General features: G+C 64.0%; 25 protein-coding genes and 1 tRNA gene. 15 read left to right on the top strand and 11 right to left on the bottom strand.

All coding sequences use genetic code 11. The annotated features are described in order from the left end of the window. The first annotated feature begins 9 nt into the window (after window positions 1-9). Window positions 10-1,161, top strand: a complete 1,152-nt coding sequence (locus tag AC04SG_RS15385; RefSeq protein ID WP_488551733.1) for a YncE family protein — start codon at window positions 10-12, stop codon at window positions 1,159-1,161. 115 nt (window positions 1,162-1,276) lie between these two features. Here AC04SG_RS15385 and AC04SG_RS15380 read toward each other — a convergent pair whose 3' ends face one another. After that, a complete protein-coding gene (locus tag AC04SG_RS15380; protein WP_488551732.1) occupies window positions 1,277-3,022 on the bottom strand; it encodes an adenylate/guanylate cyclase domain-containing protein in 1,746 nt (581 codons plus the stop codon). A gap of 549 nt (window positions 3,023-3,571) precedes the next feature. Next, window positions 3,572-3,656: transfer RNA gene (locus tag AC04SG_RS15375), tRNA-Leu, on the bottom strand. 275 nt (window positions 3,657-3,931) lie between these two features. On the opposite strand from AC04SG_RS15375, the gene AC04SG_RS15370 reads away from it, so the two are divergent. Together AC04SG_RS15370 and AC04SG_RS15365 are read left to right on the top strand one after the other, a co-directional pair. After that, on the top strand, window positions 3,932-4,516 hold the full coding sequence (locus AC04SG_RS15370) for a YqaA family protein (RefSeq protein WP_488551731.1): 585 nt from the start codon (window positions 3,932-3,934) through the stop codon (window positions 4,514-4,516). Window positions 4,517-4,581: 65 nt separating this feature from the next. Then, complete coding sequence (locus AC04SG_RS15365) at window positions 4,582-5,100, top strand: disulfide bond formation protein B (protein ID WP_488551730.1); 519 nt, start codon at window positions 4,582-4,584, stop codon at window positions 5,098-5,100. 160 nt (window positions 5,101-5,260) lie between these two features. On the opposite strand, the gene AC04SG_RS15360 is transcribed toward AC04SG_RS15365, so the two are convergent. Then, complete coding sequence (locus AC04SG_RS15360; RefSeq protein WP_008874122.1) at window positions 5,261-5,818, bottom strand: HNH endonuclease; 558 nt, start codon at window positions 5,816-5,818, stop codon at window positions 5,261-5,263. 128 nt (window positions 5,819-5,946) lie between these two features. Further along, entirely contained in the window at window positions 5,947-6,588 is a 642-nt protein-coding gene (locus AC04SG_RS15355; RefSeq protein WP_488551729.1) for a DNA-3-methyladenine glycosylase family protein, read from the bottom strand. Between the two features lie 75 nt (window positions 6,589-6,663). Here AC04SG_RS15355 and gluQRS point away from each other — a divergent pair, with 75 nt between their 5' ends. Then, window positions 6,664-7,539, top strand: coding sequence for a tRNA glutamyl-Q(34) synthetase GluQRS (gene gluQRS / locus AC04SG_RS15350; protein WP_488551728.1), 876 nt, complete (start codon window positions 6,664-6,666; stop codon window positions 7,537-7,539). Here gluQRS and AC04SG_RS15345 read toward each other — a convergent pair whose 3' ends face one another. Beyond that, window positions 7,540-7,827: a hypothetical protein gene (locus AC04SG_RS15345; RefSeq protein ID WP_192258265.1), complete on the bottom strand. Its 288-nt coding sequence runs from the start codon at window positions 7,825-7,827 to the stop codon at window positions 7,540-7,542. Window positions 7,828-8,042: 215 nt separating this feature from the next. On the opposite strand from AC04SG_RS15345, the gene AC04SG_RS15340 reads away from it, so the two are divergent. Beyond that, a complete protein-coding gene (locus AC04SG_RS15340; RefSeq protein ID WP_488551727.1) occupies window positions 8,043-8,939 on the top strand; it encodes a DMT family transporter in 897 nt (298 codons plus the stop codon). A 137-nt stretch (window positions 8,940-9,076) separates the two neighbouring features. Here AC04SG_RS15340 and AC04SG_RS15335 read toward each other — a convergent pair whose 3' ends face one another. Then, a complete protein-coding gene (locus tag AC04SG_RS15335; RefSeq protein ID WP_192258267.1) occupies window positions 9,077-9,925 on the bottom strand; it encodes a YihY/virulence factor BrkB family protein in 849 nt (282 codons plus the stop codon). A 60-nt stretch (window positions 9,926-9,985) separates the two neighbouring features. Between AC04SG_RS15335 and AC04SG_RS15330 the strand changes: the two genes are divergently transcribed. The 7 genes from AC04SG_RS15330 to AC04SG_RS15300 all read left to right on the top strand — a co-directional run bounded on the left by AC04SG_RS15330 (window position 9,986) and on the right by AC04SG_RS15300 (window position 15,417). After that, on the top strand, window positions 9,986-10,852 hold the full coding sequence (locus tag AC04SG_RS15330; RefSeq protein ID WP_488551726.1) for an SDR family oxidoreductase: 867 nt from the start codon (window positions 9,986-9,988) through the stop codon (window positions 10,850-10,852). Between the two features lie 23 nt (window positions 10,853-10,875). Next, window positions 10,876-11,067 (top strand): twin transmembrane helix small protein, encoded by a 192-nt coding sequence (locus AC04SG_RS15325; protein ID WP_488551725.1) that lies wholly within the window; start codon window positions 10,876-10,878, stop codon window positions 11,065-11,067. 19 nt (window positions 11,068-11,086) lie between these two features. Continuing rightward, window positions 11,087-11,668: a cob(I)yrinic acid a,c-diamide adenosyltransferase gene (locus tag AC04SG_RS15320; RefSeq protein WP_488551724.1), complete on the top strand. Its 582-nt coding sequence runs from the start codon at window positions 11,087-11,089 to the stop codon at window positions 11,666-11,668. Window positions 11,669-11,699: 31 nt separating this feature from the next. Continuing rightward, on the top strand, window positions 11,700-12,500 hold the full coding sequence (locus tag AC04SG_RS15315; RefSeq protein ID WP_488551723.1) for a rhomboid family intramembrane serine protease: 801 nt from the start codon (window positions 11,700-11,702) through the stop codon (window positions 12,498-12,500). A 216-nt stretch (window positions 12,501-12,716) separates the two neighbouring features. Continuing rightward, the gene (locus tag AC04SG_RS15310; RefSeq protein ID WP_013892836.1) at window positions 12,717-13,466 is read left to right on the top strand and encodes an electron transfer flavoprotein subunit beta/FixA family protein; all 750 of its coding nucleotides are present in this window, start codon (window positions 12,717-12,719) and stop codon (window positions 13,464-13,466) included. A 23-nt stretch (window positions 13,467-13,489) separates the two neighbouring features. Further along, complete coding sequence (locus tag AC04SG_RS15305) at window positions 13,490-14,419, top strand: electron transfer flavoprotein subunit alpha/FixB family protein (protein ID WP_352585436.1); 930 nt, start codon at window positions 13,490-13,492, stop codon at window positions 14,417-14,419. A 119-nt stretch (window positions 14,420-14,538) separates the two neighbouring features. Next, the gene (locus tag AC04SG_RS15300; RefSeq protein WP_112562255.1) at window positions 14,539-15,417 is read left to right on the top strand and encodes a 3-hydroxybutyryl-CoA dehydrogenase; all 879 of its coding nucleotides are present in this window, start codon (window positions 14,539-14,541) and stop codon (window positions 15,415-15,417) included. Between the two features lie 129 nt (window positions 15,418-15,546). On the opposite strand, the gene AC04SG_RS15295 is transcribed toward AC04SG_RS15300, so the two are convergent. The 3 genes from AC04SG_RS15295 to AC04SG_RS15285 form a co-directional block, all read right to left on the bottom strand. Beyond that, window positions 15,547-17,427: a PAS domain S-box protein gene (locus tag AC04SG_RS15295; RefSeq protein WP_488551763.1), complete on the bottom strand. Its 1,881-nt coding sequence runs from the start codon at window positions 17,425-17,427 to the stop codon at window positions 15,547-15,549. Window positions 17,428-17,679: 252 nt separating this feature from the next. Beyond that, window positions 17,680-18,318, bottom strand: a complete 639-nt coding sequence (locus AC04SG_RS15290; protein WP_488551722.1) for an NrsF family protein — start codon at window positions 18,316-18,318, stop codon at window positions 17,680-17,682. Window position 18,319: 1 nt separating this feature from the next. Continuing rightward, window positions 18,320-18,856: a sigma-70 family RNA polymerase sigma factor gene (locus tag AC04SG_RS15285; protein ID WP_112562252.1), complete on the bottom strand. Its 537-nt coding sequence runs from the start codon at window positions 18,854-18,856 to the stop codon at window positions 18,320-18,322. A 204-nt stretch (window positions 18,857-19,060) separates the two neighbouring features. Here AC04SG_RS15285 and AC04SG_RS15280 point away from each other — a divergent pair, with 204 nt between their 5' ends. From AC04SG_RS15280 to AC04SG_RS15270, 3 genes are all read left to right on the top strand, one after another. Then, the gene (locus tag AC04SG_RS15280) at window positions 19,061-20,068 is read left to right on the top strand and encodes an iron ABC transporter substrate-binding protein (protein WP_488551721.1); all 1,008 of its coding nucleotides are present in this window, start codon (window positions 19,061-19,063) and stop codon (window positions 20,066-20,068) included. A gap of 154 nt (window positions 20,069-20,222) precedes the next feature. After that, window positions 20,223-21,794 carry an ABC transporter permease gene (locus AC04SG_RS15275; RefSeq protein WP_488551720.1) on the top strand — a complete coding sequence of 524 codons (1,572 nt, stop codon included), beginning with the start codon at window positions 20,223-20,225 and terminating at the stop codon, window positions 21,792-21,794. Next, window positions 21,791-22,873 (top strand): ABC transporter ATP-binding protein, encoded by a 1,083-nt coding sequence (locus tag AC04SG_RS15270; protein WP_488551719.1) that lies wholly within the window; start codon window positions 21,791-21,793, stop codon window positions 22,871-22,873. Before AC04SG_RS15275 ends, AC04SG_RS15270 begins: the two co-directional genes overlap by 4 nt. A 12-nt stretch (window positions 22,874-22,885) precedes the next feature. Here the strand turns inward: AC04SG_RS15270 and AC04SG_RS15265 are convergent, their stop codons facing one another. Further along, on the bottom strand, window positions 22,886-23,689 hold the full coding sequence (locus AC04SG_RS15265) for a phosphodiesterase (protein WP_488551718.1): 804 nt from the start codon (window positions 23,687-23,689) through the stop codon (window positions 22,886-22,888). Between the two features lie 75 nt (window positions 23,690-23,764). Further along, the gene (gene ugpC / locus AC04SG_RS15260) at window positions 23,765-24,865 is read right to left on the bottom strand and encodes a sn-glycerol-3-phosphate ABC transporter ATP-binding protein UgpC (protein WP_192258280.1); all 1,101 of its coding nucleotides are present in this window, start codon (window positions 24,863-24,865) and stop codon (window positions 23,765-23,767) included.

Raw genomic sequence — 24,865 nt, 5'->3', positions numbered from 1 at the left:
GCCATCCTGATGATCAGAACCTTTTTGCGTCACGCCAGTACCCGTGCGGCCTTCCTGCTGCTTGCACTGCTGCCCGTTCGCGCCTGGGCCGATAGCTGTCCCGAGGATTGCAGCGAACCTGCGCCGCCCGTCAACATCTACCGCCATACCGGCGCCGGCCATCTCGGCCCGGCCACGCTGGGCGCGCTGCCGCGCGTCTATGTGCCGAACCGCTCTTCCAACAGTGTCACGGTGATCGACACCATGACGCTGAAGGAAGTCGACAGGTTCTCCGTCGGCAGCAAACCGCAACACGTCGTGCCATCCTGGGATATGAAGACGCTCTGGGTTGCCAACAATGGCACCGGCAAGAATGGCAGCCTGACGCCGATCGACCCGATGACCGGCAAGCCCGGCCCGCAGATTGCCGTGGACGATCCCTACAGTTTGTATTTCATGCCGGGTGCTGCCATCGTCGTCGACGAAGCCCTGGAGCAACTCGATTTCCGCGATCCCCACACTATGGCGCTAAAGTCGACCCTGCCCACGCCCAACTGCTCCGGCATCAACCACGCCGATTTCTCGGTCGATGGCTCCTATGCGATCTTCACCTGCGAATACGGCAATGGCGGAGTGACCAAGATCGACCTGAAGAACCAGAAGGTGCTCGGCCATCTCGACTTCTCGAAAATGGGCATGCCCCAGGACATAAGACTCTCGCCCGACGGCAAGGTCTTCTACGTCGCCGACATGATGAATGACGGCGTGTTCCTGGTCGATGGCGACAGTTTCAAGGAGATCGGCTTTATCGCGACCGGCATCGGCGCCCATGGCTTTGTCGTCAGCCGCGACGGCAAGCGGCTCTACGTCTCGAATCGCGGCTCGCACAAGATGGAGCAGGGCAAGGCAAAGGGACCGGGCAGCGTGACCGTGATCGACTTCGCCACCCGCGCGGTTGTCGCGCAATGGCCGATCCCCGGCGGCGGCAGCCCCGACATGGGCAATGTCAGCGCCGACGGCAGACAGCTATGGCTCTCCGGCCGCTTCGACAGCGCCGCCTACATGATCGACACGACATCAGGCGCGGTCACCAAATTCCGCGTCGGCGCCGAGCCGCACGGCCTGACGGTCTGGCCGCAGCCAGGGCGGTATTCGCAGGGCCATACGGGGAATATGCGGTAGGGTGCGCCTACGGGAAAAATAGTGCTCTTAGCCGGACCAGAAACACATGAAATCGAGCACCTACAAAAAGTGGAACAAGTGACGCGCGGGAGGGGCATCGTTGCAACCGCGACGATCACTCCGGCACCCCGGCGATGCCCAGCGCCTCGACGTAACGCTCGGCGAACACCTTGTCCCGCCACGGGTTGATCTGTCTCTGCAGGGTGAGCGTGAAGGTCGGGAACGCCTCCATCAGCCGCCGAGCCGCCGCCTGCGCCTCGTCCAGCCGGTTGAGTTTGACCAGCGCCATGATCACCACCCGGTGCGAGGTGCCGTAGTTCGGCATCTCCTGCAGCGCGCGTGCTCCCCATGCCAGCGCTTCCTCATAGCGCTCGAGCATCAGGTAGCTCATCCCGATGCCGGAGAGCGCGATGCCCTTCTCTGGGTCGACCGGGCTCAGCCGCATTGCCCTGTGAAAGTGCTCGATCGCGACGTGCGGGCGGCTGGAATGTGCGTTCACCCAGCCGCTGCTCGTATGGCCCTGCGCCGAATTGGGGTTGAGCAACAGGGATCTCTCTATCGTGCCCAACGCCATCTCGTAGTCCTTCGCGCTGTAGGCGAGCACCTGCGCGGCGAAGCGTAGGCTGGTGGGGTCGTCGCGCGCTTCCGCCAGTACCTCGCGCGCCATGCGCACGGCGACCCGGACATCGTCGGGCTCGTGCCAGCACTGGCTCACGGATACGCTGCGGATATAGGCGCCGAGCCCCTTTGCCAGGTTGAAGCCAGGGTCGATGCTGAGCGCCTCGTTGGTGAGCCGGCGCACGTCGGCAAAGCCTTCGCGCGTCATGCTGTAGAAGCGCGGCAGCGCGCGAAGATAGAGGTCGTAGGCGCTGATGTAGTCCGTTGGCTTCATGCGCGCCTGCTTGATCTGCTCCAGCCGGATGCTCGGCTCGACAGCGCCGACGACGCTCTCGGTCACCTTGTCCTGCAGGTCGAAGATGTCGCCCACGTCGCCCTCGAAGCGGTCGGCCCAGACATGGTGTCCGCTGATCGCATCCACCAGCTGCCCACTGATGCGCACCCGCGATCCTGCTCTGCGGATGCTGCCTTCGAGCACGTAGCGGACGCCCAGCTCGCGCCCAACCTGGCGCAGGTCCACCGCCCGGCCCTTGTAGGTGAAGGACGAGTTTCGGGCGATCACGAAGAAGGAGTTCACACGGCTCAATCCCGTGATGATGTCCTCCACCAGCCCGTCGGCGAAGTATTCCTGGTCGGGGTCTCCGCTCATGTTGGTGAAAGGCAGAACCGCGATCGAGGGTTTCTCGGGCAGTGGAGGCGGCGCAGCCACCGAGGCGCTGGCGTCGGTCTCGACGCGATAGGCCCGCACAGGCCGCTCGATGTTCTTGAGGCGCAGGTCGCCGAGCAGCGTGAAGCCGCAGTCGAGCTTGCCCTGAAGGTGGTCGTATGCGGTGCCCGAGACGACCACGGTGCCGGGATCGGCGATGCTTTCGAGGCGGGCGGCGATGTTGACCCCGTCGCCGTAGAGGTCGCCGTCCTCCTCGCAGACCACGTCGCCCAGATTGACGCCGATGCGGAAGCGAATCCGCTCTTCCTCGGGCGTCTCCGCCTCGTGCTCTGCCAGGGCCTGCTGGATCGCCATCGCCGAGGTCACCGCGTTAACGACGCTCGCGAACTCGCACAGCATGCCGTCGCCGGTAAGCTTGACGATCCGACCCTGGTGCTCGGAGACCAGCGGCTCGAGGAGGTCCTTGCGGTAGATCTTCAGCCGCTCGAGCGTGCCGCGCTCGTCGCGCTCCGTCAGTCGCGAATAACCGACCACGTCGCAAGCCATGATCGCTGCGAGGTGACGCTGCGTGGTCATCGCACCGCTCGGCAAAGCGACTGCACGCGGGCCGCCCCGCGTCCATGTCCGGCCAACTTCCAGACGCCTCACCTGCATGGTATCCATCTCTCCCAGTCTCCGCCGGTCGCCGATACAGGACGGAGAACGCAGCCTGACCTTGCCCTCACAATACTTCGCTATCCCGTTGCGAGGCGTGGAGCGTTCCAGTCGCCGCGCTAACAGCCGACCGACGACACGCCCACACAGCCTCGGGGGACGCTGACACGCCACTCCCCGAAGGCCGGAGATATTTCCTGCCCTGTGTAACCGGTTGACGCCACCGTGACGGTGCTTTTGTATCGGACATCACACCAGACGTTCGCGCTTGGAGGCGATGATGTCGGCGAGTGGGGCAAGCCGGACTGGTCAATCTGATGACTGATGCCTTCGCCTTGTCGGCCAAGGCACAGGCTGGACGCGACCCCTCATAGAGGGTGCCAACGAGGCATTCCAAGGTGGATTTTGGGTGGATCAAAATCCACCGTGTTCCTTTAGCCTACTGGAAATAAAGCATTTCGAGGAGAGATTTGGTGCCCCTAGCCGGAATCGAACCAGCACTCCTTGCGGAACTCGATTTTGAGTCGAGCGCGTCTACCAATTCCGCCATAGGGGCTCAGGCCTGAGAGCCTGGATGGGCGCGGACTATACGGCTGGAGGCCTGTTCGTCAACTGGCCAAATGCGCCGCCCTGCCCTGCTTGCGGCAAAAGCCCGCCTTTCGGTTTCGTATAGCTCCTGCCATTGTGCGGCGCAGAAAATCTTTCTAGACAGGCCGCGAGTGAAAGCGCGCAAGGCCTGAGAGATCGACGTGGCGCGCTTCGATCATTGTTTGTGCATGCCGTTGTCCCGAAGCCGCTGCGCAGTTTGGGCGACCTGCATCAGGAGAGCCGATGCTTCGCGGACTTTACGACTGGACCTTGTCGCTGGCGGCACGCAAATCCGCCGAATGGTGGCTGGCCTTCATCGCCTTCGTCGAAAGCTCGGTGTTTTTCATACCTGCCGACGTCTTGTACCTGCCCATGGCGTTGGCGCGGCCCGAACGCGCCTATCGCTACGCGCTGACCGCCACTGTTGCATCTGTGCTGGGCGGCATTGCCGGCTGGGTCATCGGTTACTATGCCTACGACACGATAGCACGGCCGATGTTGGAGCACTTCGGCGGCCTCGACACGTTCGAGAGGTGGCAGTCGTCGGGCACCGGGCTGATGCTGGTGCTGCTCGTCACATCCGGCGCCGCCCACTTGCCGCCGATGAAGGTAGTCACCATTCTGGCCGGGGCGCTTCACGTCAATCTCGTCGTCTTCATCGTCTCGGCCATCCTGGCGCGCGGCGCTCGCTTCTTGCTTCTCGCCTGGCTGCTGCGCCGCTATGGCGAGGAGATCAAGGAATTCATCGAGAAGCGTTTGGGATTGATCGTCGGCGCCGGCGCCGCTGCCCTGATTTCGCTCTATATCGTGGTCAAATACGCCTTCTGACCGCCCATGGCGGGCGGTGTTTCAGGACTGTGCCGGCGGACGGCGAATTCAACGGACGAAGACCCATGACAGCGACCATGAATGCCGACACCGGACGCCAGCGGACGCGCACGGCTTTGTTTCTCGCCGTCGCCATGGCCGCCACGGTCGGCTCCGCGCTCGCCTTCCAGCACATAGGCGGCTACATCCCCTGCCACCTCTGCCTGGAGCAGCGCACGCCCTATTACATCGGCGCGCCGCTGATGCTTTTGGCGGTGATTGCCTCGATGCTCAGCGCGCCGGCCTGGCTGACGCGCGGCCTGCTCGCCATCGGCGGCCTGCTGATGCTCTACGGCCTTTATCTCGGCGTCTATCACTCGGGCGTCGAATGGGCCTGGTGGCAGGGACCGGCTGACTGCACCGCCGGCGCCGGCCCAGTCGACACCGGCGGCAAGGGCGTGCTCGACGCGCTCGACAAATTCGTGCCGCCCTCCTGCGACAAGGCGGCACTTCGCATCCTCGGCCTGTCGCTGGCCGGCTGGAACGCCATCGCCAGCTTCATCCTCGCCGCCGTCGCCTTCCGCGGTGCAATGATTCGCGATTAGTCAGGCGCCAAGCCCCGACGCGAGATCGTTCAAAGAATTCGGCAGGCTGAGTCGTATGGAGTGATTGTCGAGAACCGAAGCGGAGCGTACTCAAGTACGTGAGCATCGGAAGCGCAGACGATCGCTCCAGACGGCCAGCCTCCCGAATTCTCGAACGATCTCAGGGCTCCAGTTCGACATCCCAGTACAGATAATCCATCCAGCTTTCATGCAGATGGTTGGGCGGGAACAGCCGGCCATTGTTGTGCAGATCGTGCACGGTCGGCTGATAGGGCTTTTGCAGCGGCCACATCTTGGCGTGCGCCGGCATCATGCCGCCCTTCCTCAGATTGCAGGGCGAACAGGCGGCCACGACATTCTCCCATGTCGTTGCCCCGCCGCGATGGCGCGGGATGACGTGGTCGAAGGTCAGATCCTCGGGCGTACCGCAATACTGGCACTGGAAGCGGTCGCGCAGGAAGACGTTGAAGCGGGTGAACGCCGGGTGCCTGGACGGCTTCACATAGGCCTTCAGGCTGACGACGCTGGGCAGCTTCATCGAGAAGGTCGGCGAAGACACCGCATGCTCGTATTCGGCGACGATGTTGACCCGGTCGAGGAACACCGCCTTGATGGCGTCCTGCCAGGACCAGAGCGACAAGGGGTAATAGCTGAGCGGACGGTAATCCGCATTCAGCACCAGCGCGGGAAGCCCATCCGGAGATACGGCAACCGTCACCTTGTTGACCTCCTCGTTCTAGAACCGATCGGCGCGGATACTGTAAGCCCGACATGACAGGGATGTGAAGCGGATTGTCGCTCGCCGAAAGCGGCAAAAATGCAGGATTTTCATGCTTTTTTGCGGTTTCAGGCCGGTGGCGCGGCGTCCCTGCCCCTGGTTTCACGATAATAGGACCAGAAAAGCCGCGATGCGACACCTCGCCACGGGCTCCATGATTCGGCCAGCGCGATGAGTGTTTTCTCCGGCGGACGTGGATCTATGCCGAGCGCATGGCCGACCGCGCTCTGCAGCGCGACGTCGCGCGCGGGGAAAATATCGGGGTGGCCGGCGGCGAACAGAAGATAGACTTCCGCCGTCCACGGGCCGATGCCCGGCACCGCTGTCATCGCCGCGATCCCCTCCTCGGCATCGAGCGAACAGAGGTGGTGCAGGTCGAGCCCGTCAACCACGGCCTGGGCAACTGCGATCAGGCCGCGCTGCTTCGGCCGCGACAGCCCGGCCTCGCGAAACATGTCCTCGCCGGAAGCGAGGATCGCCTGCGGCGTCAGCGGATCGACCAGTTTCACCAGCCGGCCGAAAATGGCATCGGCGCTCGCGCGAGAGACCTGCTGCGAGACGATGATCGAGGCGAGGCTACGAAACCCCGGCTCCGACAGCCGTAACGGCACCTCGCCGGCCATGCCTCGCACCTTTTCCAGCCGCGGATCGATAGTGCAAAGGGCATCCAGCCCCCGCGCTATGTCGTCCAGTGTCGCGATGCGTTGCATGGTATCCTTGTCCGCCGATGAGCAGCAAAGTAGCAATTGGCAAAACCCCTGCACAACCGACAAGCCGCCTGAGACATGACGCTCCTGACATTTCGCTTCGCGCCGAGCCCGAATGGCGAACTGCATCTCGGCCATGCCTATTCGGCGCTGCTCAACCAGCAGCTGGCGCGCGCTGCCGGCGGCCGCCTGCTGCTGCGCATCGAGGACATCGACACGACGCGCTGCACGCCGGAATTCGAGGCCGGCATTTTTCGCGACCTCGCATGGCTCGGCCTCGAATGGCAACGACCGGTGCGGCGCCAGGCCGCACATTTCGCCGACTATCAGGCCGTACTCGACCGGCTGATCCGCGAAGAACTCGTCTACCCCGCCTTCATGAGCCGTGGCGAGATCAGGGCCTTCATCGCCGACAGCGAAAAGCGCGGCCGCGACTGGCCGCGCGACCCCGACGGCGTGCCGCTCTATCCCGCAGCCGACAAGGCGCTGCCGATCCGCGAACGCAATCGCCGGATCGCCGACAATGCGCCCTTCGCCTGGCGCCTCGACGTCGAAGCGGCACGGGCACGCCTCGGCACGGATCTGTCCTGGCGCGAATCCACCGACGAGACGCTGTCGGCGACAAGAGCTGTCGAGGCCCGGCCGCAGGATTGGGGCGACGTCATCCTGGCGCGCCGCGACATCCCCACGAGCTATCACCTGGCCGTCGTCGTCGACGATGCCCTGCAAGGCGTCAGCCATGTCGTGCGCGGCCGCGACCTCTATTCCGCGACCGGCATCCAGCGCCTGCTGCAGGAACTGCTCGGCCTCGGCCAGCCGGACTATTTCCACCACCGTCTCGTGCTTGGACCGGGTGGGCGCAAATTGTCGAAGAGTTTTGGCGATACCGGCCTTGCCGCACTCAGGCAGGCAGGCGCTTCACCGGACGATGTCCGGCGGCTGGTCGGACTCTAGCTATAGGCGAGCCAACGCCGCCTTGAGCAGCGCCAACGCGGCGATAAACGCGAAGGCGCCGCCCAGTCCCCAGGCAACCGCGAGCTTCAGATCTCTAAGGACGATGCCATGCTCGTTCGCGACCATGATCGCAACGAAAAACCCAAGCGTGAACAGCAGCGTGTTGCCGGTCGACCCAAAACCATCCTCCTGCATGATGGCGTCGAGCGCCGAGCCGAAAAAGAAGCCGAACACGGCCACGCTCGCAACCGTCATCAACAGCCAGCTTGTGTCGAGATGCAACAGCATGCGCGCTCCTTGTCGAAGCCGAAACGCCATGTCGCCGGATCGATCGACAGAAGCCGATTGTCCGACGCCGCCTTTTGAATTCGGCCACCCCTACATCAGATCGAGCTTATGTATCAATTGTTTCGCTTTGCTTGCCGGATTGAACCGCATTAGAGCAATTGCCGTATTTGTCTCTTCACTCAATCGGCCTCCACCGGAAACGGCTTCCCCCAAAAATGCACAGTCTCAAGCGGTTCATCCCCGCCTCCTTCGTCGTCCTGTGGGCGACCGGCTTCATCGGTGCGCGTTATGCCATGCCATGGGCGGAACCCTTCACCTTCCTGGCGGCCCGCTTTGTCATTGCCGCCTTGCTGCTCGCCGGCCTGATGCTCGTGCTTGGCTCGAAGCGCGCCACAAGGGCCGAAGCGCTTCACGCCACCGTCGCCGGCATCCTCATGCATGGCGTCTATCTCGGCGCGGTGTTCTGGGCGATCCACCGAGGCATGCCGGCCGGGCTTTCGGCCCTGATCGTCGGCCTGCAGCCGCTGATCACGGCGGTGCTTGCCGGCAAGTTCCTCGGCGAGGCCATCCTGCCGCGCCACTGGGCCGGCCTCGCCGTTGGCCTCATAGGTGTCGTCATCGTGCTGTGGCCGAAGCTCGGCGCGCTCGGTGGCGGCGTCACGCCGGAAACGCTGGTCGCTTCGCTCGCCTCGGTGCTGGGCATGAGCGCCGGCACCATCTGGCAGAAGCGCTATGCGTCGGGCGGCGACCTGGTGGCGGCAACGATGTGGCAATATGTCGGCGGCGGCGCGCTGATGATCCTGGCTTCGCTGGCCTTCGAGACGCATACGGTCGTCATCAACGGCGAACTGATCTTTGCCATGGCCTGGCTGGTGCTGGTGCTGTCGATCGGCGCCATCTTCCTGTTGATGGTGATGATCCGCGACGGCGAGATGTCGAAGGTCGCGTCGCTGTTCTACCTGGTGCCGGCCGTCACCGCTGTCATCGCCTGGGCGCTGTTCGGCGAACAGCTCAGCCTCGTGCAGATTGTCGGCATGGCGATCGCGACATTAGGCGTTGGGCTCGCCACGGCCCGGCCGGCCGACGGAAAAACTGGGGAATTGAGGAACTGAGGAATTGGAGAATTGGAGAATTGGAGAATTGGAGAATTGGAGAATTGGAGAATTGGAGAAAAAAGCACACGGCGCCAGATATGGCCCCTTTTTCCTCACTTCCTCAATTCCTCAATTCTCCAGTCCTTCAATTCCTCTCATCCGACCCGCGCCCTCGCTTCAAGATAGCGGCTGATCGCGGCGTTGAGTTCGCCGCCGAGGATGAAGATCGCCGATAACATGTACAGGAAAACCACCGCGATCATGATCGAGGCGAGCCCGGCATAGGTCGTCACATAGGACGAGAAGTGATCGAGATAGGTGGCAAAGACGGTTGAGCCGACAAGCCATGCGGCAAGCGTGAACAGGATGCCTGGTACGATCGAGACGAGGCGGCGCTTGCCCGCCGGCAGCCAGAAATGCACGGCAAACAGCCCGCCGACAATGACGGTCGAGGCGATGATGAAACGCCACAGCGTGATCGTGCCCATATAGGGCTTGATCCATTCGATATGCGCTTCTGCGAGCCGCGCGAGCAGCGGTGCGAACACCAGAAGCACGCTGATCGCGAGGAAGCCGGCCGTGGCGATCAGCACGAAGATGATGCTCTGCACCCGGCGGTAGATGATGCCGCGTGTTTCGGCGACGCGGTAGGCGCGGTTGAGCGAGGTGCGCAGTGCCTCGATGCCGTTGGAGGCGAAATAGGCGGCAAGGAGCACGCCATAGGTCAAAAGATCGGTGCGCCGCACGGTCAGCACGTTGAGCACCTCGCGCGCGATCGGCTTGGCGATCTGCTCGGGCCAGGTATCGAAGACCAGATGCACGGCGGTATCGGCGAAGGCCTGCGCGCCGAGGAAACTCGCCAGCGTGGTGGCAAAGATCAGGAACGGAAACAGCGCCATCAGCGAAGTGATCGCCAGATGGCTGGCCATCGCCCAGCCGTCGTCGGTGTTGAAATGGCCAAGCGCGTCATAGAGCACGCGGCGCAGCACGACGATATTCCGCATCAAGAGCCGCGTTCCCTTCGATTGTCTCGACGCCGCGAATATGGGAAGGGATTGTGGCAAATGGCAACCCTTGCTCAAACCGCGATCCCGCCGGCGAAAGAATTGCGCACCATCATTGTCACCGGTGCCTCTTCCGGAATAGGCGCCTATTGCGCCCGGGCGCTGAAGGTGGATGGCTGGCGGGTGTTCGCGACGGCGCGGAAGCCTGAAGACATCGCCGCGCTCGAGGCCGACGGCATCGAGGCCTTTTACCTCGACTACCGCGAGCCAGGGTCGATCGCCGCCCTTGTGGCATCGGTGCTGGAACGAACAGGCGGGCGCCTCGACGCCCTGTTCAACAATGGCGCCCATGCACAGCCGGGCGCCGTCGAAGACCTGCCGGTTGCGGCATTGCGGGAGCAGTTCGAGGCCAATTTCTTCGGCTGGCACGACCTGACCCAACGCATCGTGCCGGTGATGCGCCGCCAGGGCCATGGCCGTCTCGTCCACTGCTCCTCCATTCTTGGGCTGGCGCCGGTGCGTTTTCGCGGCGCCTATTCAGCCTCCAAGCACGCGCTGGAGGGTCTCATGCTGTGCATGCGGCAGGAGATGCGAGGCAGCGGCGTCCACGTTTCGCTGATCGAGCCGGGGCCGGTGACGTCGAAGATCGCCAGCAACGGGCTGTTCTGGTTCCTGAAAAACATCGACCACGAGAATTCCGTCCACCACGTCGCCTATGCCGCGCAACTGGCGCGGCTGAGGGCCGGCGGCAGCTCATCGCGGCTGAAACCGGGGCCAGAGGTGGTCTACACGGCCTTGCGCCACGCGCTTCTGTCACAGCGCCCGCGCCCACACTATGTGGTAACAGTGCCGGCCAGAATCGGCGTCATGCTCAAGCGCATCCTGCCGGCATCGATGCTCTACCGCGTGCTTGCCAGGCGCGCCTGAGCGAAACGAACTGGAGCCGCTAGATGGTCACCGTCTTCAAAATCCTCGCCATTGTGGCCATGGCCGCGGTCTTGATCGTGCTGGTCCGCGGCCTCATCAACATGATGCGCGGCGGCGACGGCGTCACCTCCAACAAGCTGATGCAGGCCCGTGTGCTATTGCAGGCCGTGGCCTTGGCGCTGATCTTGCTGGTGGTGTATTTCACCCGCAAGTGACGGCCGTTCGGGAGGCGACGTGGTCAAGCTCAACAAGATCTACACCCGCACCGGCGACGACGGCACCACAGGCCTCGGCACCGGTGAACGCAGGCTGAAATCCGACCTGCGCGTCGATGCCTATGGGACCGTCGATGAAGCCAATGCCTGCATCGGCATCGCTCGCCTGCACACCGCAGCCGGCCATCCCGCGATCGACGCGATGCTGTCCCGCATCCAGAACGACCTGTTCGATCTCGGCGCCGATCTCGCCGTGCCTGACGAGGGCAAGCCGCTGGACTACGAGCCGCTGCGCATCATCGCCTCGCAGACCGACCGCGTCGAAAAAGACATCGACCTCCTCAACAAAGAGCTTAAGCCGCTGAAATCCTTCGTGCTCAACGGCGGCACGCCGGCGGCCGCGGCCCTGCATCTTGCCCGAACCGTAGCGCGGCGGGCAGAGCGCATCATGGTGGCGCTGGCGCAGGACCCGGCCGAGCACGTCAACCGCGAGGGGCTGAAATACATCAACCGCGTCTCCGACTTTCTGTTCGTGGCCGCCCGTGCAGTCAATGACAACGGAAATGCCGACGTGTTATGGGTGCCCGGCAAGAACCGCTGAGTTTTCTCGAAGGCGGGAGAGGGCCTGGGGCATGTTTATCCCGCTTTACGACACCAACAGGTTGCGCCACATAAGGCTGCAATATGTGACGATCGGCCTGATCGCGGCCAACGCGCTGGTCTTTCTTATCACCACGATCGGCGGTGAAAATTTCAACAACGCAGCCGTGCTCGGCCTCGGCTTCATTCCTTCGGTCGTCCACAACACGGCCGAACTCTCGCCCCAGTTCGTCGTCATTCCGGAGAGCCTGAGCTACCTCACCTATGCCTTCCTGCACGCCGATATCTTCCACCTCGGCGGCAACATGCTGTTCCTGTGGGTGTTCGGCGATAATGTCGAGGACGCGCTCGGCCACATCCGCTACCTCATCTTCTACCTGCTGTGCGCCATCGCGGGAGCCTTTTTCCAGGGGCTCGTCGCCTGGGATTCGCAAGTGCCGCTGATTGGCGCCTCCGGCGCCATCGCCGGCGTCGTCGCCGCCTACCTGGTCCTCTATCCCCGGGTGAAAGTGTGGGTGCTGGTCTTCGCCCGCATTCCGCTGCGCATCCCGGCCTTCATCCCGCTGATCCTGTGGATCGGCTTCCAGGTGGTGATGTTTGCCGCCGGCGGCGAAAACCAGATTTCCTGGGCCTGCCATATCGGCGGCATCATCGCCGGCGGCGTGCTGGTGCTCATCATGCGCAGCCGCGGCGTGCCGTTGCTTGCCGGTGACGACGGCGAGCCCGAACCCGCCGATCAGCCCGCCGTTTCCACCGGGCCAGCGCCGGCCGATCCCGCGTCCACGCAACCGGCGACGCGCTGGGGCCGCGGCAGCGCTTCCGTTCAGGACTGAACCGATTTGAGTGGTTTGGCCGCTGCCGTAGCATATTGACGTGTTGCGCTGCCACAACTACGGAGGACGCCACCGTTAGGCGGCAGAAGACAAGAATTCCGTCCGGCCAGAATTCCGTAATGCCGGAATTCAGTCAGGAATGTCGGCTTTCGACAACTCTGCAGCGGCGCACGCTGCTATAGCGCGCCCGAATATCTCAGGAGAGGTGACAGGCAAATGAAGATCCTTGTGCCCGTGAAGCGGGTTGTGGATGCGAACGTCAAGGTTCGCGTGAAGGCTGATGGTTCGGCGGTGGAACTCGCCAACGTCAAGATGGCGATGAACCCGTTCGACGAGATCGCGGTGGAAGAGGCGATCCGGCTGAAGGAAGCTGGCAAGGCCGAAGAGATCATCGTCGTTTCGATCGGTCCGCAGCAGGCGCAGGAAACCCTGCGCACCGCGCTCGCCATGGGCGCCGACCGCGCCATCCTGGTCAAGACCGACGAACAGACCGAGCCGTTGGGCGTCGCCAAGGTGCTGAAGGGCGTTGTTGAGGCAGAACAGCCCGGCCTCGTCATCCTCGGCAAGCAGGCGATCGACGACGATTCCAACCAGACCGGCCAGATGCTGGCCGCTTTGCTCGGCTGGGCACAGGGCACCTTCGCCTCCAAGGTGGTGCTCGACGGCGACAAGGCCAAGGTGACGCGCGAAGTCGATGGCGGCCTGCAGACGGTGGAGCTGAAGATGCCGGCGATCGTCACCGCCGATCTTCGCCTCAACCAGCCGCGCTACGCCTCGCTGCCCAACATCATGAAGGCCAAGAAGAAGCCGCTCGACGAAAAGAGCCCGGCCGATTACGGCGCCGACGTCAAGCCGCGCCTCAAGGTGATCAAGACCGAGGAGCCGAGTGGCCGCAAGGCGGGCGTCAAGGTCAAGAGCGTCGCCGAACTGGTCGACAAGCTCAAGAACGAAGCCGGCGTTTTGTAAGCGATCGGGAAAGGAACAGGAAAATGACCATTCTCCTCATCGCAGAACACGACAATGCAAGCCTTTCCGACCAGACCGCCAAGGCGCTGTCGGCTGCCCTGCAGATCGGTTCGGACGTGCATGTGCTGGTTGCCGGCAAGGGCGCCAAGGGTGCTGCCGATGCCGCCGCCAAGCTGAAGGGCGTCAGCAAGGTGCTGCTGGCCGAGGCCGACGAACTGGCCGAGCGCCTCGCCGAACCGACGGCGGCACTCGTCGTCTCGCTGGCCGGCGCCTACGACACCATCATTGCCCCGGCGACCTCGTCGGGCAAGAACATCGCGCCGCGCGTGGCGGCCCTGCTCGATGTCGCGCAGGTGTCGGAAATCATCGAAGTGGTTTCGCCGGATACCTTCAAGCGGCCGATCTATGCCGGCAACGCCATCCAGACGGTGCAGTCGAGCGACGCCAAGAAGGTGATCACCGTGCGCACGGCTTCCTTCCAAGCGGCGCCCGAAGGCGGTTCGGCCGCGGTCGAGACCGTCAAGGCAGCGGCCAACCCAGGCCTGTCCTCTTTCGTCGAGAACAAGCTGTCGGAGACCGACCGTCCGGAGCTGACCTCGGCCAAGATCATCATCTCGGGCGGCCGCGCGCTCGGCTCGGCGGAGAAGTTCCAGGAAGTCATCCTGCCGGTCGCCGACAAGCTCGGTGCCGCCGTCGGCGCCTCGCGCGCTGCCGTCGATGCCGGCTATGCCCCGAACGACTGGCAGGTCGGCCAGACCGGCAAGGTCGTAGCTCCCGACCTCTACATTGCCGTCGGCATTTCCGGCGCCATCCAGCACCTTGCCGGCATGAAGGATTCGAAAGTCATCGTCGCCATCAACAAGGATGAAGAGGCGCCGATCTTCCAGGTTGCCGATTACGGCCTGGTCGGCGACCTGTTCGTCATCCTGCCGGAGCTGCAAAAGGCGCTTTGACGCTCTCTGCCAAAGCGTATTAAATTGTGAAGGGTGGGGTAGACGAAGCTGCCCCACCCTTTTAGTTTGCACTGCACAAAAAACAGGCCGCTAAGGCCTTTTCGACGGGATCGCTGCAAATGGCCAAGATCGAGACGATCGGCATTATTGGCGCCGGCCAGATGGGCGGCGGCATCGCGCATGTGTCCGCGCTTTCGGGCTTCAAGGTGCTGATCTACGATATCTCGCCCGACCGTATCGAGAAGGGCATTGCCACAGTTAGCGGCAACATGGCCCGCCAGGTCGGCTCCGGCAAGCTTGACGAAAAGCTGCGCAACGATGCGATGGCGCGCATTTCGGCGGCTCCCGCCATGGCCGATCTCGCCGGTGCCGATCTGGTGATCGAAGCGGCGACCGAGGACGAGACGGTCAAGCGCAAGATCTATGCCCAGCTCTGTCCGCAGCTCAACCCGGAAGCGATCCTGGCGACCAACACGTCGTCGATTTCGATCACCCGCCTGGCCGCGCAGACCGACCGTCCCGAGCGCTTTATCGGCATACATTTCATGAACCCGGTGCCGCTGATGAAGCTGGTCGAACTGGTGCGCGGCATCGCCACCGAGGACCAGACCTTCGAGGCAGCCAAGAACTTTGTGAAGCAGCTCGACAAGACGATCACCGTCTCTGAGGATTTCCCGGCCTTCATTGTCAATCGCATCCTACTGCCGATGATCAACGAGGCGATCTACACGCTCTACGAGGGCGTCGGCTCGGTCGACGCCATCGACACCGCCATGAAGCTTGGCGCCAACCATCCGATGGGGCCGTTGCAGCTCGCCGACTTCATCGGCCTCGACACCTGCCTGTCGATCATGCAGGTGCTGCATGACGGCCTGTCGGATTCGAAATATCGCCCCTGCCCGCTGCTGGTGAAATATGTCGAGGCCGGCTGGCTTGGCCGCAAGACCGGACGCGGCTTCTACGACTATCGCGGCGAACACCCGGTTCCGACGCGCTAATCATCAGAACGCTAGAGCAATTCCAGGAAAAGTGTTTAACGGTTCGCCGTCCGGAATTGCGTAAAAACAAATGCTTAGAGCGGTTCAACGATTCTGTGAAACGCTGAACCGCTCTAGTCCGTTCCGCCGTCAGGACGCTGCCGCGAGCGGCGGCTCGGCCTGGCCATTTGACTCGTTATCGTCAGGCGCCACGGAAACACAGCCGCGGCCGGCGGCCTTGGCCGCATAGCAGGCGGCATCGGCGCGGGCGATGATCTCGTCGACTTCGCCGCTGCGGATCGGCGCCACCCCGATGCTGGCGTCGATCGCATGCGGCCGGCCGTCCCAGTTGAACTGCAGGCTGCGGATGGCGTCGATGATCGAGCGGGCGGCAATCCTGGCGCCGGCGCTCGACCCCGATTTCAGGATGACCGCGAATTCATCGCCGCCGAGGCGGGCGATGATATCCTCCGGCCCAAGCGCACCGCGAATAGCCTCGGCAACCCGCTTCAGCAGGGCGTCGCCGGCGGCGTGGCCGCCGGTGTCGTTGACCAGTTTGAAATGGTCGAGGTCGATGAACATGAAATGATGCTCGCCCGCCGGTGTTGCCGAGCCGGCCTTGCAACTCCGGTCGACCAGCTCTTCCATGGTGCGGATGAAGCTTGAGCGATTGGCAAGGCCGGTCAGCGCATCATGCGCGGCGGCGTAGGCGAGCTGGCGCTGCAAAGCGCGCGCATCGGTGAAATCCTGGAAGACGATGACCAGGCCACAGAACTCCTGGCGCTCATTCATGATCGGCGACACCACCTGGCGGATGCTGCAGCGCGTGTCGTCACGGCGGATCAGCACCGCGCGGCTGTTCTGATCGGCGGGGCTGGGGCCGCCGAGCGCCGGCCGCGTCATGCCGATCCTTTGCCCGGTCTCCTCGTCAACCGCCCAGTATACATGGCCAAGTGTCTTGCCGAGCGCCTCTGCGCCTGCAATGCCCGTCAGCTTTTCGGCGATCGGGTTCATGAAGGTGATGCGGTTGGCGGCATCGGTGCAGATGACGGCGTCGCCGATCGACTGCAGCGTCACCCTCAGCCGTTCCTTCTCATCCGCCAGAGCCGCCGCCGACACAATCAGGCTTTCCTCCGCCTGCTTGCGCTGGGTGATGTCGGTCAGGCTGCCGATGGCCCGGATCAGCCGGCCTTCGCTGTCGCGCTCGAGTGTCTTGCCGCGATCGAGGATCCAGACCCAATGGCCGTCCTTGTGACGCATCCTGAACTCGGCTTCGAAAAACGGCGTCTTGCCCTCAAGATGGGCGCGATCGGCCTCGGCCACATTCTCGCGGTCGTCGGGATGGATCATCGTCAGCCAGCGGTCGGGGTCGCCGTCCAGCTCGCCCTCGGCATAGCCCAGCATCTTCACCCAGGCGGCGGAATAGGTGGTGCCGCCCTTGCGCATGTCGAGGTCCCAGACGCCTTGTCCGGCACTGGCCAGGGCAAAATTCCAGCGCGTTTCGGCCTCGGCTATGCGTGCCTCGGATTGCTTGCGCGCGTCGATATCCTCGATCTGCGAGACGAGGTAGAGCGGACGGCCGCTCTTCTCGTCGCGAATGACGGAACCGGCAAGATAGGCCCATACCGGCGTGCCGTCCTTCTTGAGGTAACGCTTTTCGAACTGGAAGGCGCTGACGGTGCCCGCCCGAATGCCGTCCAGGGTCTCACGGCCGATCTGCACATCGTCGGGATGCGTAATTTGGAAGAAGGTCAAGGCCTCGATCTCTTCCTTGCTGTAGCCGAGCATGGCGGCGAAGGCCGGATTGGTTTCCTGGATGCGGCCGTCGATGCCGACAATGGCGATACCGATCGCCGAATCCTCCATGGCGCGGCGGAAGCGCTGCTCGCTCTCGGCAATCTGCCGACGGTCGACCAGTATCCGGTAAATGAAGAGGGCGGCGAGCATCAGCGCCACGGCGGCGACCGGCACCGATATCAGCAAACAGAGCTTCAGCACTTCGGCACTGACGTCGAGCCGCGACAGCAGCATCGCCACGACGGCGGCGCAAAATCCTCCGGCCGCGAACACCAAAGCCACGTGACCGTCAGCCCGCAGGCTTTTTCGTTTCCACCGCGTCACTGTGCATGCCACCCCGTGCGCAACACATTTCTGCGAGAAGCCTTGGATGATCGATTTTAAGGAAAGGTTTCGCCGGAGCCATCGGCAACACGGTTAACCCGCAAACAATTGCCGGCATGATTAAGGATCGGTGATTATTGCGGGCTATCTCAGGCGGGCCGGTTACCAGCGCACGAAGAACCGTCCCGCGAGCGCGCCGAGCACGGCGAGCACGGCGATGGCGAGCGTATACCAGGTGGCGACGAAAAGCGGCGAATCGTCGAAGCAGTGCGCAGCGTAAAAGGTCGCCGCCAGGCCGCCGGCGAGCAGGCCCGCGACCGCACCGGCAAGCACCGGCCGCGTCGGCGCGCCATAGCGCAGCATCCATAGGAAGACGGCAAGCGGCCCGATGCCGATCAGCGGGATGAAGCCCATGCAGATCATCATGTTGGAGCCGACCATGCGGGTGCTCCACATCGGCTCCGGCACCATGAACAGTTCGAGGCCTACGGCCACGGCCACAAGCAGCGGCGCAGCCGCCATCCAGGCTGCGGCTCTCGCCGTCGAGGCGCCTGGTGTCGACAGTGCCCGGATCAGGCCAAAGGCGGTGATGGCAAGCACGATGGTGAAGACGAATTTCGCCAGGAAGCGCATGGTGTGCATGGCGATCATGATGTCGGGACGTGGGCCGATGGTGAGGAAGAACACCACCGCCGCGATCACCACCGCCGCAGCCGCAGCCATCCACCAGGCGGAGCGCAGCGGCATCGCCTTGCTGCTGATATCAGCGTCGAGTGCCCTGATGAGATCTTCGGTTCTCATGTCACTGCCGCCCGAAGCGTTTGGCGATCGCAGCAAGCCCGCGATGCAGCGATACCCGCACCGCCGTCTCGCTGACGCCGAGCTTGGCCGCTGTCTCGCCGATCGAGCGGCCATCGACCGATATGGCCGAGACTACCGAACGCTGCGCCGGCGGCAAGCCGTCCAGCGCCCGGTTGATGTCGCGTTCGCTGACGGTCTCGGTCTCCGGCTCGGCAAAGGTCTCGGCGATCTCGTCGATCTCGATCTCGATGCGCCGTCCGCGCCGCCGGAAGGCATCGATCAGCTTGAAGCGGGCAATCGCATAGATCCACGGCAGCACCGGCGCGTCCTGGCGCCAGGTATGCCGTTTCACATGAATGGCCAGCAAGGTTTCCTGCACGACATCCTCGGGATCGACCCCGCCCTGTACGATCTTGCGCCTGACAAAGCCGCGAACCAGTGCGGCGATCCGGTGCAGAAAGTCGGCGTAAGCCCTTTCGTCTCCCGCGATCGCGGCCCGCATCAGCCGGGAAAGCTCGGCCTCATCCTTGCCGCTCACAAGAGTTCACTCCCCGATCTTCGCGCTTCGGCGCTGATTTGTTACGTGGCCAACGAAATAATGTCCAAGCCAAAGTGCCGCAAAATCACGAAAGTTTGCGGGCGAGCGACGGATTGAAGCAGCCCACCAATGTTGACTATGGTAATCAGGTATTGGTAGGTGCAGCCGTGCAAAACCAGAACCGCCGAGATCGAGGATAACGCCATGAAATATGCCCTTTCCACCCTGGTCGGCGCCACCGCGCTGGCAATCAGCCTGATCGCCGGTCCGGCGATGGCGGAAGATGCCGGCATTATCGTCTACAACGCCCAGCACGAGAGCCTGGCCAAGGAATGGGTCAATGGCTTTACCAAGGAAACCGGCATCAAGGTCACCTTGCGCAATGGCGGCGACAGCGATTTCTCCAACCAGATCGTCGCCGAGGGCTCTTCTTCGCCAGCCGACGTATTCCTGACCGAGAACTCCCCGGCCATGACCCTGGTCGAAGCGGCGGGCCTTTTCGCGCCGGTCGACGCCGATACGCTGGCCCAGGTTCCGGCTGAATTCCAGCCGAGCAGCGGCAAATGGGTGGGTGTCGCGGCGCGCAGCACCGTCTTTGCCTACAACAAGACCAAGCTCACCGCCGACCAGCTGCCCAAATCGATGCTCGATCTCGCCGATCCGAGCTGGAAAGGCCGCTGGGCCGCCTCGCCGTCGGGCGCCGATTTCCAGGCCATCGTCAGCGCGCTGCTTGAACTCAAGGGCGAAGCCGCCACCGCCGACTGGCTGAAGGCGATGAAGGAGAATTTCACCGCCTACAAGGGCAACGGCACGGTGATGAAGGCGGTCAATGCCGGCGAGATCGAAGGCGGCATCATCTACCACTATTACTATTTCGGCGATCAGGCCAAGACCGGCGAGAACAGCAAGAACGTCGGGCTGCACTATTTCAAGAACCAGGATCCCGGCGCTTTCGTCTCGATTTCCGGCGGCGGCGTGCTGGCCTCGAGCAAGCATCCAAAGGAAGCCCAGGCGTTCCTGAAATGGGTGACCGGCAAGGGCGGTCAGGACGTGCTGAAGACCGGTACGTCCTTCGAGTACGCGGTCGGCAAGGGCGCCGACTCTAATCCCAAGCTGGTGCCGCTGGCCGATCTGCAGGCGCCGAAGGTCGACCCGGCAAAGCTGAACTCCAAGAAGGTGACCGATCTGATGACGGCAGCCGGCTTGCTTTAGTCCGCGTTCGTCCTAAAAGGGCAACGTTTGCGCTCCTGCGAGGCTTTCCGCAGGAGCGCTCTGTTTTCGGGATGGCATTGTCCATGACGACACATTGCGTTTCCGGCCGCGCCTGCGGCGCCCCCGCTCCGGCGGCAGTGGCGCGGCCGAGCTGATGCAATCTGCGGTCGATCTCGCACGTTCAGGCCAGGCAGCCGGGCGATCCCGCCGGCAGCCCATGTCCTGGATCGCTCTTGCCGCCATCATCGTCTCGCTGCTGTCGCTGCTGCCGCTTGCCTTCATCATCTGGATCGCCGTGCAGACCGGCTGGGATACTGTCTCGGCCCTGGTCTTCCGGCCGCGCGTCGGCGAACTTCTGATCAATACCGTGCTTCTGGTGGCGCTCACCGTCCCCATCGCCATTGTCCTGTCGATGGCGCTGGCTTGGCTGACCGAGCGCAGCAACCTGCCCGGCGCTCGCCTCTGGGCCTGGCTGTCGGTGGCGCCGCTCGCCATCCCCGCCTTCGTGCACTCCTATGCCTGGATTACCCTGGTGCCGGGACTGCACGGCCTTTGGGCCGGCGTGCTGGTGTCGGTCCTCGCTTATTTCCCGTTCCTCTATCTGCCGATCGCGGCGTCGCTGCGCCGGCTCGATCCCGCTTTGGAAGACGCAGCCGCAGCGCTCGGCCTCGGACCGTGGCGCGTGTTCGCACGCGTCGTGCTGCCACAGCTGAGACTCGCCATTTGCGGCGGCGCGCTGCTGGTTGGCCTGCATCTGCTGGCCGAATATGGCCTCTATGTCTTCATCCGCTTCGACACTTTCACCACCGCCATCGTCGACCAGTTCCAGTCGACCTTCAACGGACCCGCCGCCAACATGCTGGCCGGCGTCCTGGTGACCTGCTGCTTCGTGCTGCTCGCTGTGGAGGTGTTGGTGCGCGGCGAAGAGCGCTATGCCCGCGTCGGCTCAGGTGCGGCGCGCCACTGGCAGCGCAGTAGGCTCGGACGCGCCACGCTGCCTTGCCTGGCTCTGCCTGCCATCATCACGCTACTCGCCATCGGCGTGCCCTTCGTCACCATCGGCCGCTGGCTGGTCGCCGGCGGCGCCGATGTCTGGCGTTTCGACGAGATCGGCCTGGCGCTTGGCCAGACGCTGTTCCTGGCGCTCGCCGGCGCCCTGCTTGCGACCATCGCCGCCATGCCGATGGCATGGATCTCGATCCGAGCGCCGGGGCCGCTGCAGCGGCTGCTCGAGGGCTGCAACTACATTGTCGGCTCGCTGCCCGGCGTCGTCATTGCGCTGGCGCTGGTCACCATCACCGTGCGCATCGCCATGCCGCTCTACCAGACGCTGTTCACCATCCTGGTCGCCTATGCCCTGATGTTCCTGCCGCGCGCTCTGATCAGCCTCCGCGCGTCGATCGCGCAGGCGCCGATCGAGCTCGAACGCGCCGCCGCCAGCCTCGGCCGGCCGCCGCTGAAAGCGCTGTGGTCGACGACGATCCGCCTTTCGGCGCCTGGGGCCGCCGCCGGCATGGCGCTGGTGGCGCTCGGCATCATGAACGAACTGACCGCTACCCAGATGCTGGCGCCCAACGGTACGCGCACGCTGGCTATGGCGTTCTGGTCCTACAGCGGCGAGATCGACTATGCCTCCGCCGCCCCTTACGCCTTCATCATGGTGGCGATGTCGCTGCCGCTGACCTGGCTGCTCTATGTCCAGTCGAAACGGATGGCCGGACGATGAGCTTTCTCGAAATCAGCGGCCTCACCAAGCATTACGGCCCGGTCGCAGCCCTTGCCGGCATCGACCTCAGCGCCGCCAGCGGCAGCCGCACTGCGATCGTCGGGCCGTCCGGCTGTGGCAAGACCACCTTGCTGCGGCTGATCGCCGGTTTCGAGGCGCCCGACCAGGGGCGCGTCGTGCTCGACGGCCAGCTGCTGGCCAATGGCGGCCATGCCGTGCCGGCGCATCGCCGCGGCATCGGCCTGGTGGCGCAGGACGGCGCGCTGTTTCCGCATCTCAGCATCGCCGACAATATCGGCTTTGGCATGGCCCGCGGCGAGGACCAGCGCCCCGAGCGCATCGCCGAGCTTGCCTATACGGTCGGGCTCGACAAGGCGATCCTCAAACGCCGCCCGCACCAGCTCTCGGGCGGCCAGCAGCAGCGCGTGGCGCTGGCCCGCGCCATGGCGATGAAACCCAGGCTGATGCTGCTCGACGAGCCGTTCTCGGCGCTCGATACCGGCCTGCGCGCCTCGATGCGCAAGGCAGTTGCCGAATTGCTCGAAGCTGCGGGGATCACCACCATCCTGGTCACCCACGACCAGGCCGAGGCGCTGTCCTTCGCCAGCCAGGTCGCGGTGATGCGTGACGGGAAGTTCTCGCAGGTCGGCTCGCCGCGTGAACTCTATCTGCAGCCGAAGGACCGGATGGTCGCCGAGTTCCTTGGCGACGCCATCATCCTGCCGGCAAAGGTTTCAGGCGGCTTCGCCACCTCCTCGCTCGGCCGCATCGCCGTCGACTCGAAGGAGCGCCGCGACATCGCCCGCATCATGCTGCGACCGGAGCAGGTGCAGGTGAACCGCACGTCGCGCGAAGGCATGTCGGGCCCGCCGGGCACGATCTTCGCCGAGGTGACGGACTCGGAGTTCGCCGGCTCGATGTGCACGATTGCGGTGCGGCTGTTGAACAACCCCGATCCGCCTGACGCAGCCGCGATCGGCAACACGCCGCTGATCCTGCGCAAGCCTGGCATCGACACGCCTGCCGTCGGCGAGATCGTGCGCTTGACCGTCTCCGGCAAGGCGCACGTCTTCGCCTAGCGAGATCAGCTCCTAGTCAACCCTCTGGCCCGTCGCCGGTGACCAAAGCGGCCAAGTCTCGAGGAAGTCGTTGTTGTGCACGACCACGCGTCGCGCGGCGGCGTCGATGAGCACGATGCCGTAGGTCGGCGGCGCCTGCTCGACAACCTCCTCGCCGACCAGGTCGAGCATGAAGCGGGCATGCAGGCCACGCTGCGCGGTGAACGGAATGCCGGCGACCGTGCCGGCAATGTCGCGATGGACATGGCCGAAGAAGATATGGCCTACATTACCATGGCGCGTCAGCACCTCGAGGAAACGCTGCTTCTGTTCCAGCCCGAGCGGGTCGAGCAGCGGCAGACCGAGCTCGACCGGCGGATGATGCAGGAAGATGTAGGCCTGCCGTCCCGCCGCCTCAGCGAGCCGCGCGTCGAGCCAGGCAAGCCGCTTGTCGCAGAGTTCGCCAGTGACGCGGCCTTCGGCCAGGCTGTCGAGGAACAAAAGCGACACTCCCGACGTATCGACGACCGACTGCACGAAGCCATTGTCGTCGGTCGGGTTTTCAGGAAATGCCGCCACCAGATTGGCCCGCCGGTCGTGATTTCCCGGCAGCAGCCGGTATGGCAGCGAAAGCCGGCTCAAGGCCGATTTGAGATCGGCGTAGCTTTCAGGCACCCCGGTCTCGGTCAGGTCGCCGCTGAAGACGCAAAGGGCGGCATCGCCATGGCGGGCATTGATGTGGTCGATGCAGCGGTCGAGCCGCTCATGCAGGTTCGCGCCATAGCGGATCTCGCCGCGCCGTCCCAGATGGACATCGGTGACCTGGATGATTTTCATGCGACTTGTCCTTGGGAGATTGCTTTGCCGTCCGTCCGAAGCGGACGGAAATGCGCTTGCCGATCGCTGCAAAAATCAGAGTGCCGGTTCCGGCACCGAAGCCTTGAACACGTCGAGGCGACTGCCGGTCTCGGACGAGAAGAAGTGCAGGTCGGCTTCAGAGAACTGCAGGCCGACCGTGCTGCCCGGCACCGGATGCACGGTCTCCGACGTCACCACCGAGAATGGTGCGCCGTCGAGATCGACATAGACGACGCGTCCGGCGCCGAGTTCTTCGACCAGATCGACGGTCGCTTCGAGAGCGCCCGGCGTGCCCGCCGCAACCAGACGTACGGACTCCGGCCGGATGCCGGCCGCGACCTTGCTGCCGACCGGCAGGCCGGTGCGCGAAACGTTGAGCTTGCGGCTGTCGCCAAGCAGCGACAGGCCGTCGAGCGTCACCGTGCCCTCGAGAATGTTCATTGCGGGTGCGCCAACGAAGGTTGCGACGAAACGGCTCGCCGGGCGGCTATAGACTTCGGCCGGCGTTCCGACCTGTTCGACGCGGCCGCCATTCATCACCACCAGCCGGTCGGCCAGCGTCATCGCCTCGACCTGGTCATGGGTGACGAACACCGAGGTAGCGGCGAGCCGGCGGTGCAGTTTGCGAATTTCGGAGCGCATCTGCACCCGCAGCTTGGCGTCGAGGTTGGACAGCGGTTCGTCGAACAGAAACACCTTCGGCTCGCGGATCATGGCGCGGCCCATGGCGACGCGCTGGCGCTGGCCGCCGGATAGCGCCATCGGCTTGCGGTCGAGCAGATGCTCGAGCTCCAGCGTGCGCGCAACCGCCTGGATGCGCTGCGTGCGCTCGGCGGCGGGAACGCCCGATACTTTCAGCGAATAACCGATGTTCTGCGACACGCTCATATGCGGGTAGAGGGCGTAGTTCTGGAACACCATGGCGCAGCCGCGCTCGCGCGGTTCGAGCTTGTTGACCACCGTGCCGTCGATGGCGATCGTGCCGCCGGAAATATCCTCCAGCCCGGCGATCATGCGCAGCAGCGTGGACTTGCCGCAGCCGGATGGCCCCAAGATGACGACGAACTCGCCGGACGCGAAGTCGAGGCTGACGCCGTGCACGACCTGCATCTTGGCGTAGCTCTTGGTGACGTCGCGAATGGTGATGGAGGCCAT

Source organism: Mesorhizobium sp. CNPSo 4684 (genome assembly GCF_057784315.1).
This window is presented reverse-complemented; position numbering and strand designations above follow the sequence as displayed.

What these genes read in the sequence shown, in the direction of transcription:
- AC04SG_RS15385 (WP_488551733.1), top strand. Translation starts at nt 10, where the DNA reads ATGATCAGAACCTTTTTGCGTCACGCCAGTACCCGTGCGGCCTTCCTG.
- AC04SG_RS15380 (WP_488551732.1), bottom strand. Translation starts at nt 3,022, where the DNA reads ATGACCACGCAGCGTCACCTCGCAGCGATCATGGCTTGCGACGTGGTC.
- AC04SG_RS15370 (WP_488551731.1), top strand. Translation starts at nt 3,932, where the DNA reads ATGCTTCGCGGACTTTACGACTGGACCTTGTCGCTGGCGGCACGCAAA.
- AC04SG_RS15365 (WP_488551730.1), top strand. Translation starts at nt 4,582, where the DNA reads ATGACAGCGACCATGAATGCCGACACCGGACGCCAGCGGACGCGCACG.
- AC04SG_RS15355 (WP_488551729.1), bottom strand. Translation starts at nt 6,588, where the DNA reads ATGCAACGCATCGCGACACTGGACGACATAGCGCGGGGGCTGGATGCC.
- gluQRS (WP_488551728.1), top strand. Translation starts at nt 6,664, where the DNA reads ATGACGCTCCTGACATTTCGCTTCGCGCCGAGCCCGAATGGCGAACTG.
- AC04SG_RS15345 (WP_192258265.1), bottom strand. Translation starts at nt 7,827, where the DNA reads ATGCTGTTGCATCTCGACACAAGCTGGCTGTTGATGACGGTTGCGAGC.
- AC04SG_RS15340 (WP_488551727.1), top strand. Translation starts at nt 8,043, where the DNA reads ATGCACAGTCTCAAGCGGTTCATCCCCGCCTCCTTCGTCGTCCTGTGG.
- AC04SG_RS15335 (WP_192258267.1), bottom strand. Translation starts at nt 9,925, where the DNA reads ATGCGGAATATCGTCGTGCTGCGCCGCGTGCTCTATGACGCGCTTGGC.
- AC04SG_RS15330 (WP_488551726.1), top strand. Translation starts at nt 9,986, where the DNA reads ATGGCAACCCTTGCTCAAACCGCGATCCCGCCGGCGAAAGAATTGCGC.
- AC04SG_RS15325 (WP_488551725.1), top strand. Translation starts at nt 10,876, where the DNA reads ATGGTCACCGTCTTCAAAATCCTCGCCATTGTGGCCATGGCCGCGGTC.
- AC04SG_RS15315 (WP_488551723.1), top strand. Translation starts at nt 11,700, where the DNA reads ATGTTTATCCCGCTTTACGACACCAACAGGTTGCGCCACATAAGGCTG.
- AC04SG_RS15310 (WP_013892836.1), top strand. Translation starts at nt 12,717, where the DNA reads ATGAAGATCCTTGTGCCCGTGAAGCGGGTTGTGGATGCGAACGTCAAG.
- AC04SG_RS15305 (WP_352585436.1), top strand. Translation starts at nt 13,490, where the DNA reads ATGACCATTCTCCTCATCGCAGAACACGACAATGCAAGCCTTTCCGAC.
- AC04SG_RS15300 (WP_112562255.1), top strand. Translation starts at nt 14,539, where the DNA reads ATGGCCAAGATCGAGACGATCGGCATTATTGGCGCCGGCCAGATGGGC.
- AC04SG_RS15295 (WP_488551763.1), bottom strand. Translation starts at nt 17,427, where the DNA reads ATGCTGCTGTCGCGGCTCGACGTCAGTGCCGAAGTGCTGAAGCTCTGT.
- AC04SG_RS15290 (WP_488551722.1), bottom strand. Translation starts at nt 18,318, where the DNA reads ATGAGAACCGAAGATCTCATCAGGGCACTCGACGCTGATATCAGCAGC.
- AC04SG_RS15280 (WP_488551721.1), top strand. Translation starts at nt 19,061, where the DNA reads ATGAAATATGCCCTTTCCACCCTGGTCGGCGCCACCGCGCTGGCAATC.
- AC04SG_RS15275 (WP_488551720.1), top strand. Translation starts at nt 20,223, where the DNA reads ATGCAATCTGCGGTCGATCTCGCACGTTCAGGCCAGGCAGCCGGGCGA.
- AC04SG_RS15270 (WP_488551719.1), top strand. Translation starts at nt 21,791, where the DNA reads ATGAGCTTTCTCGAAATCAGCGGCCTCACCAAGCATTACGGCCCGGTC.
- AC04SG_RS15265 (WP_488551718.1), bottom strand. Translation starts at nt 23,689, where the DNA reads ATGAAAATCATCCAGGTCACCGATGTCCATCTGGGACGGCGCGGCGAG.
- ugpC (WP_192258280.1), bottom strand. Translation starts at nt 24,865, where the DNA reads ATGGCCTCCATCACCATTCGCGACGTCACCAAGAGCTACGCCAAGATG.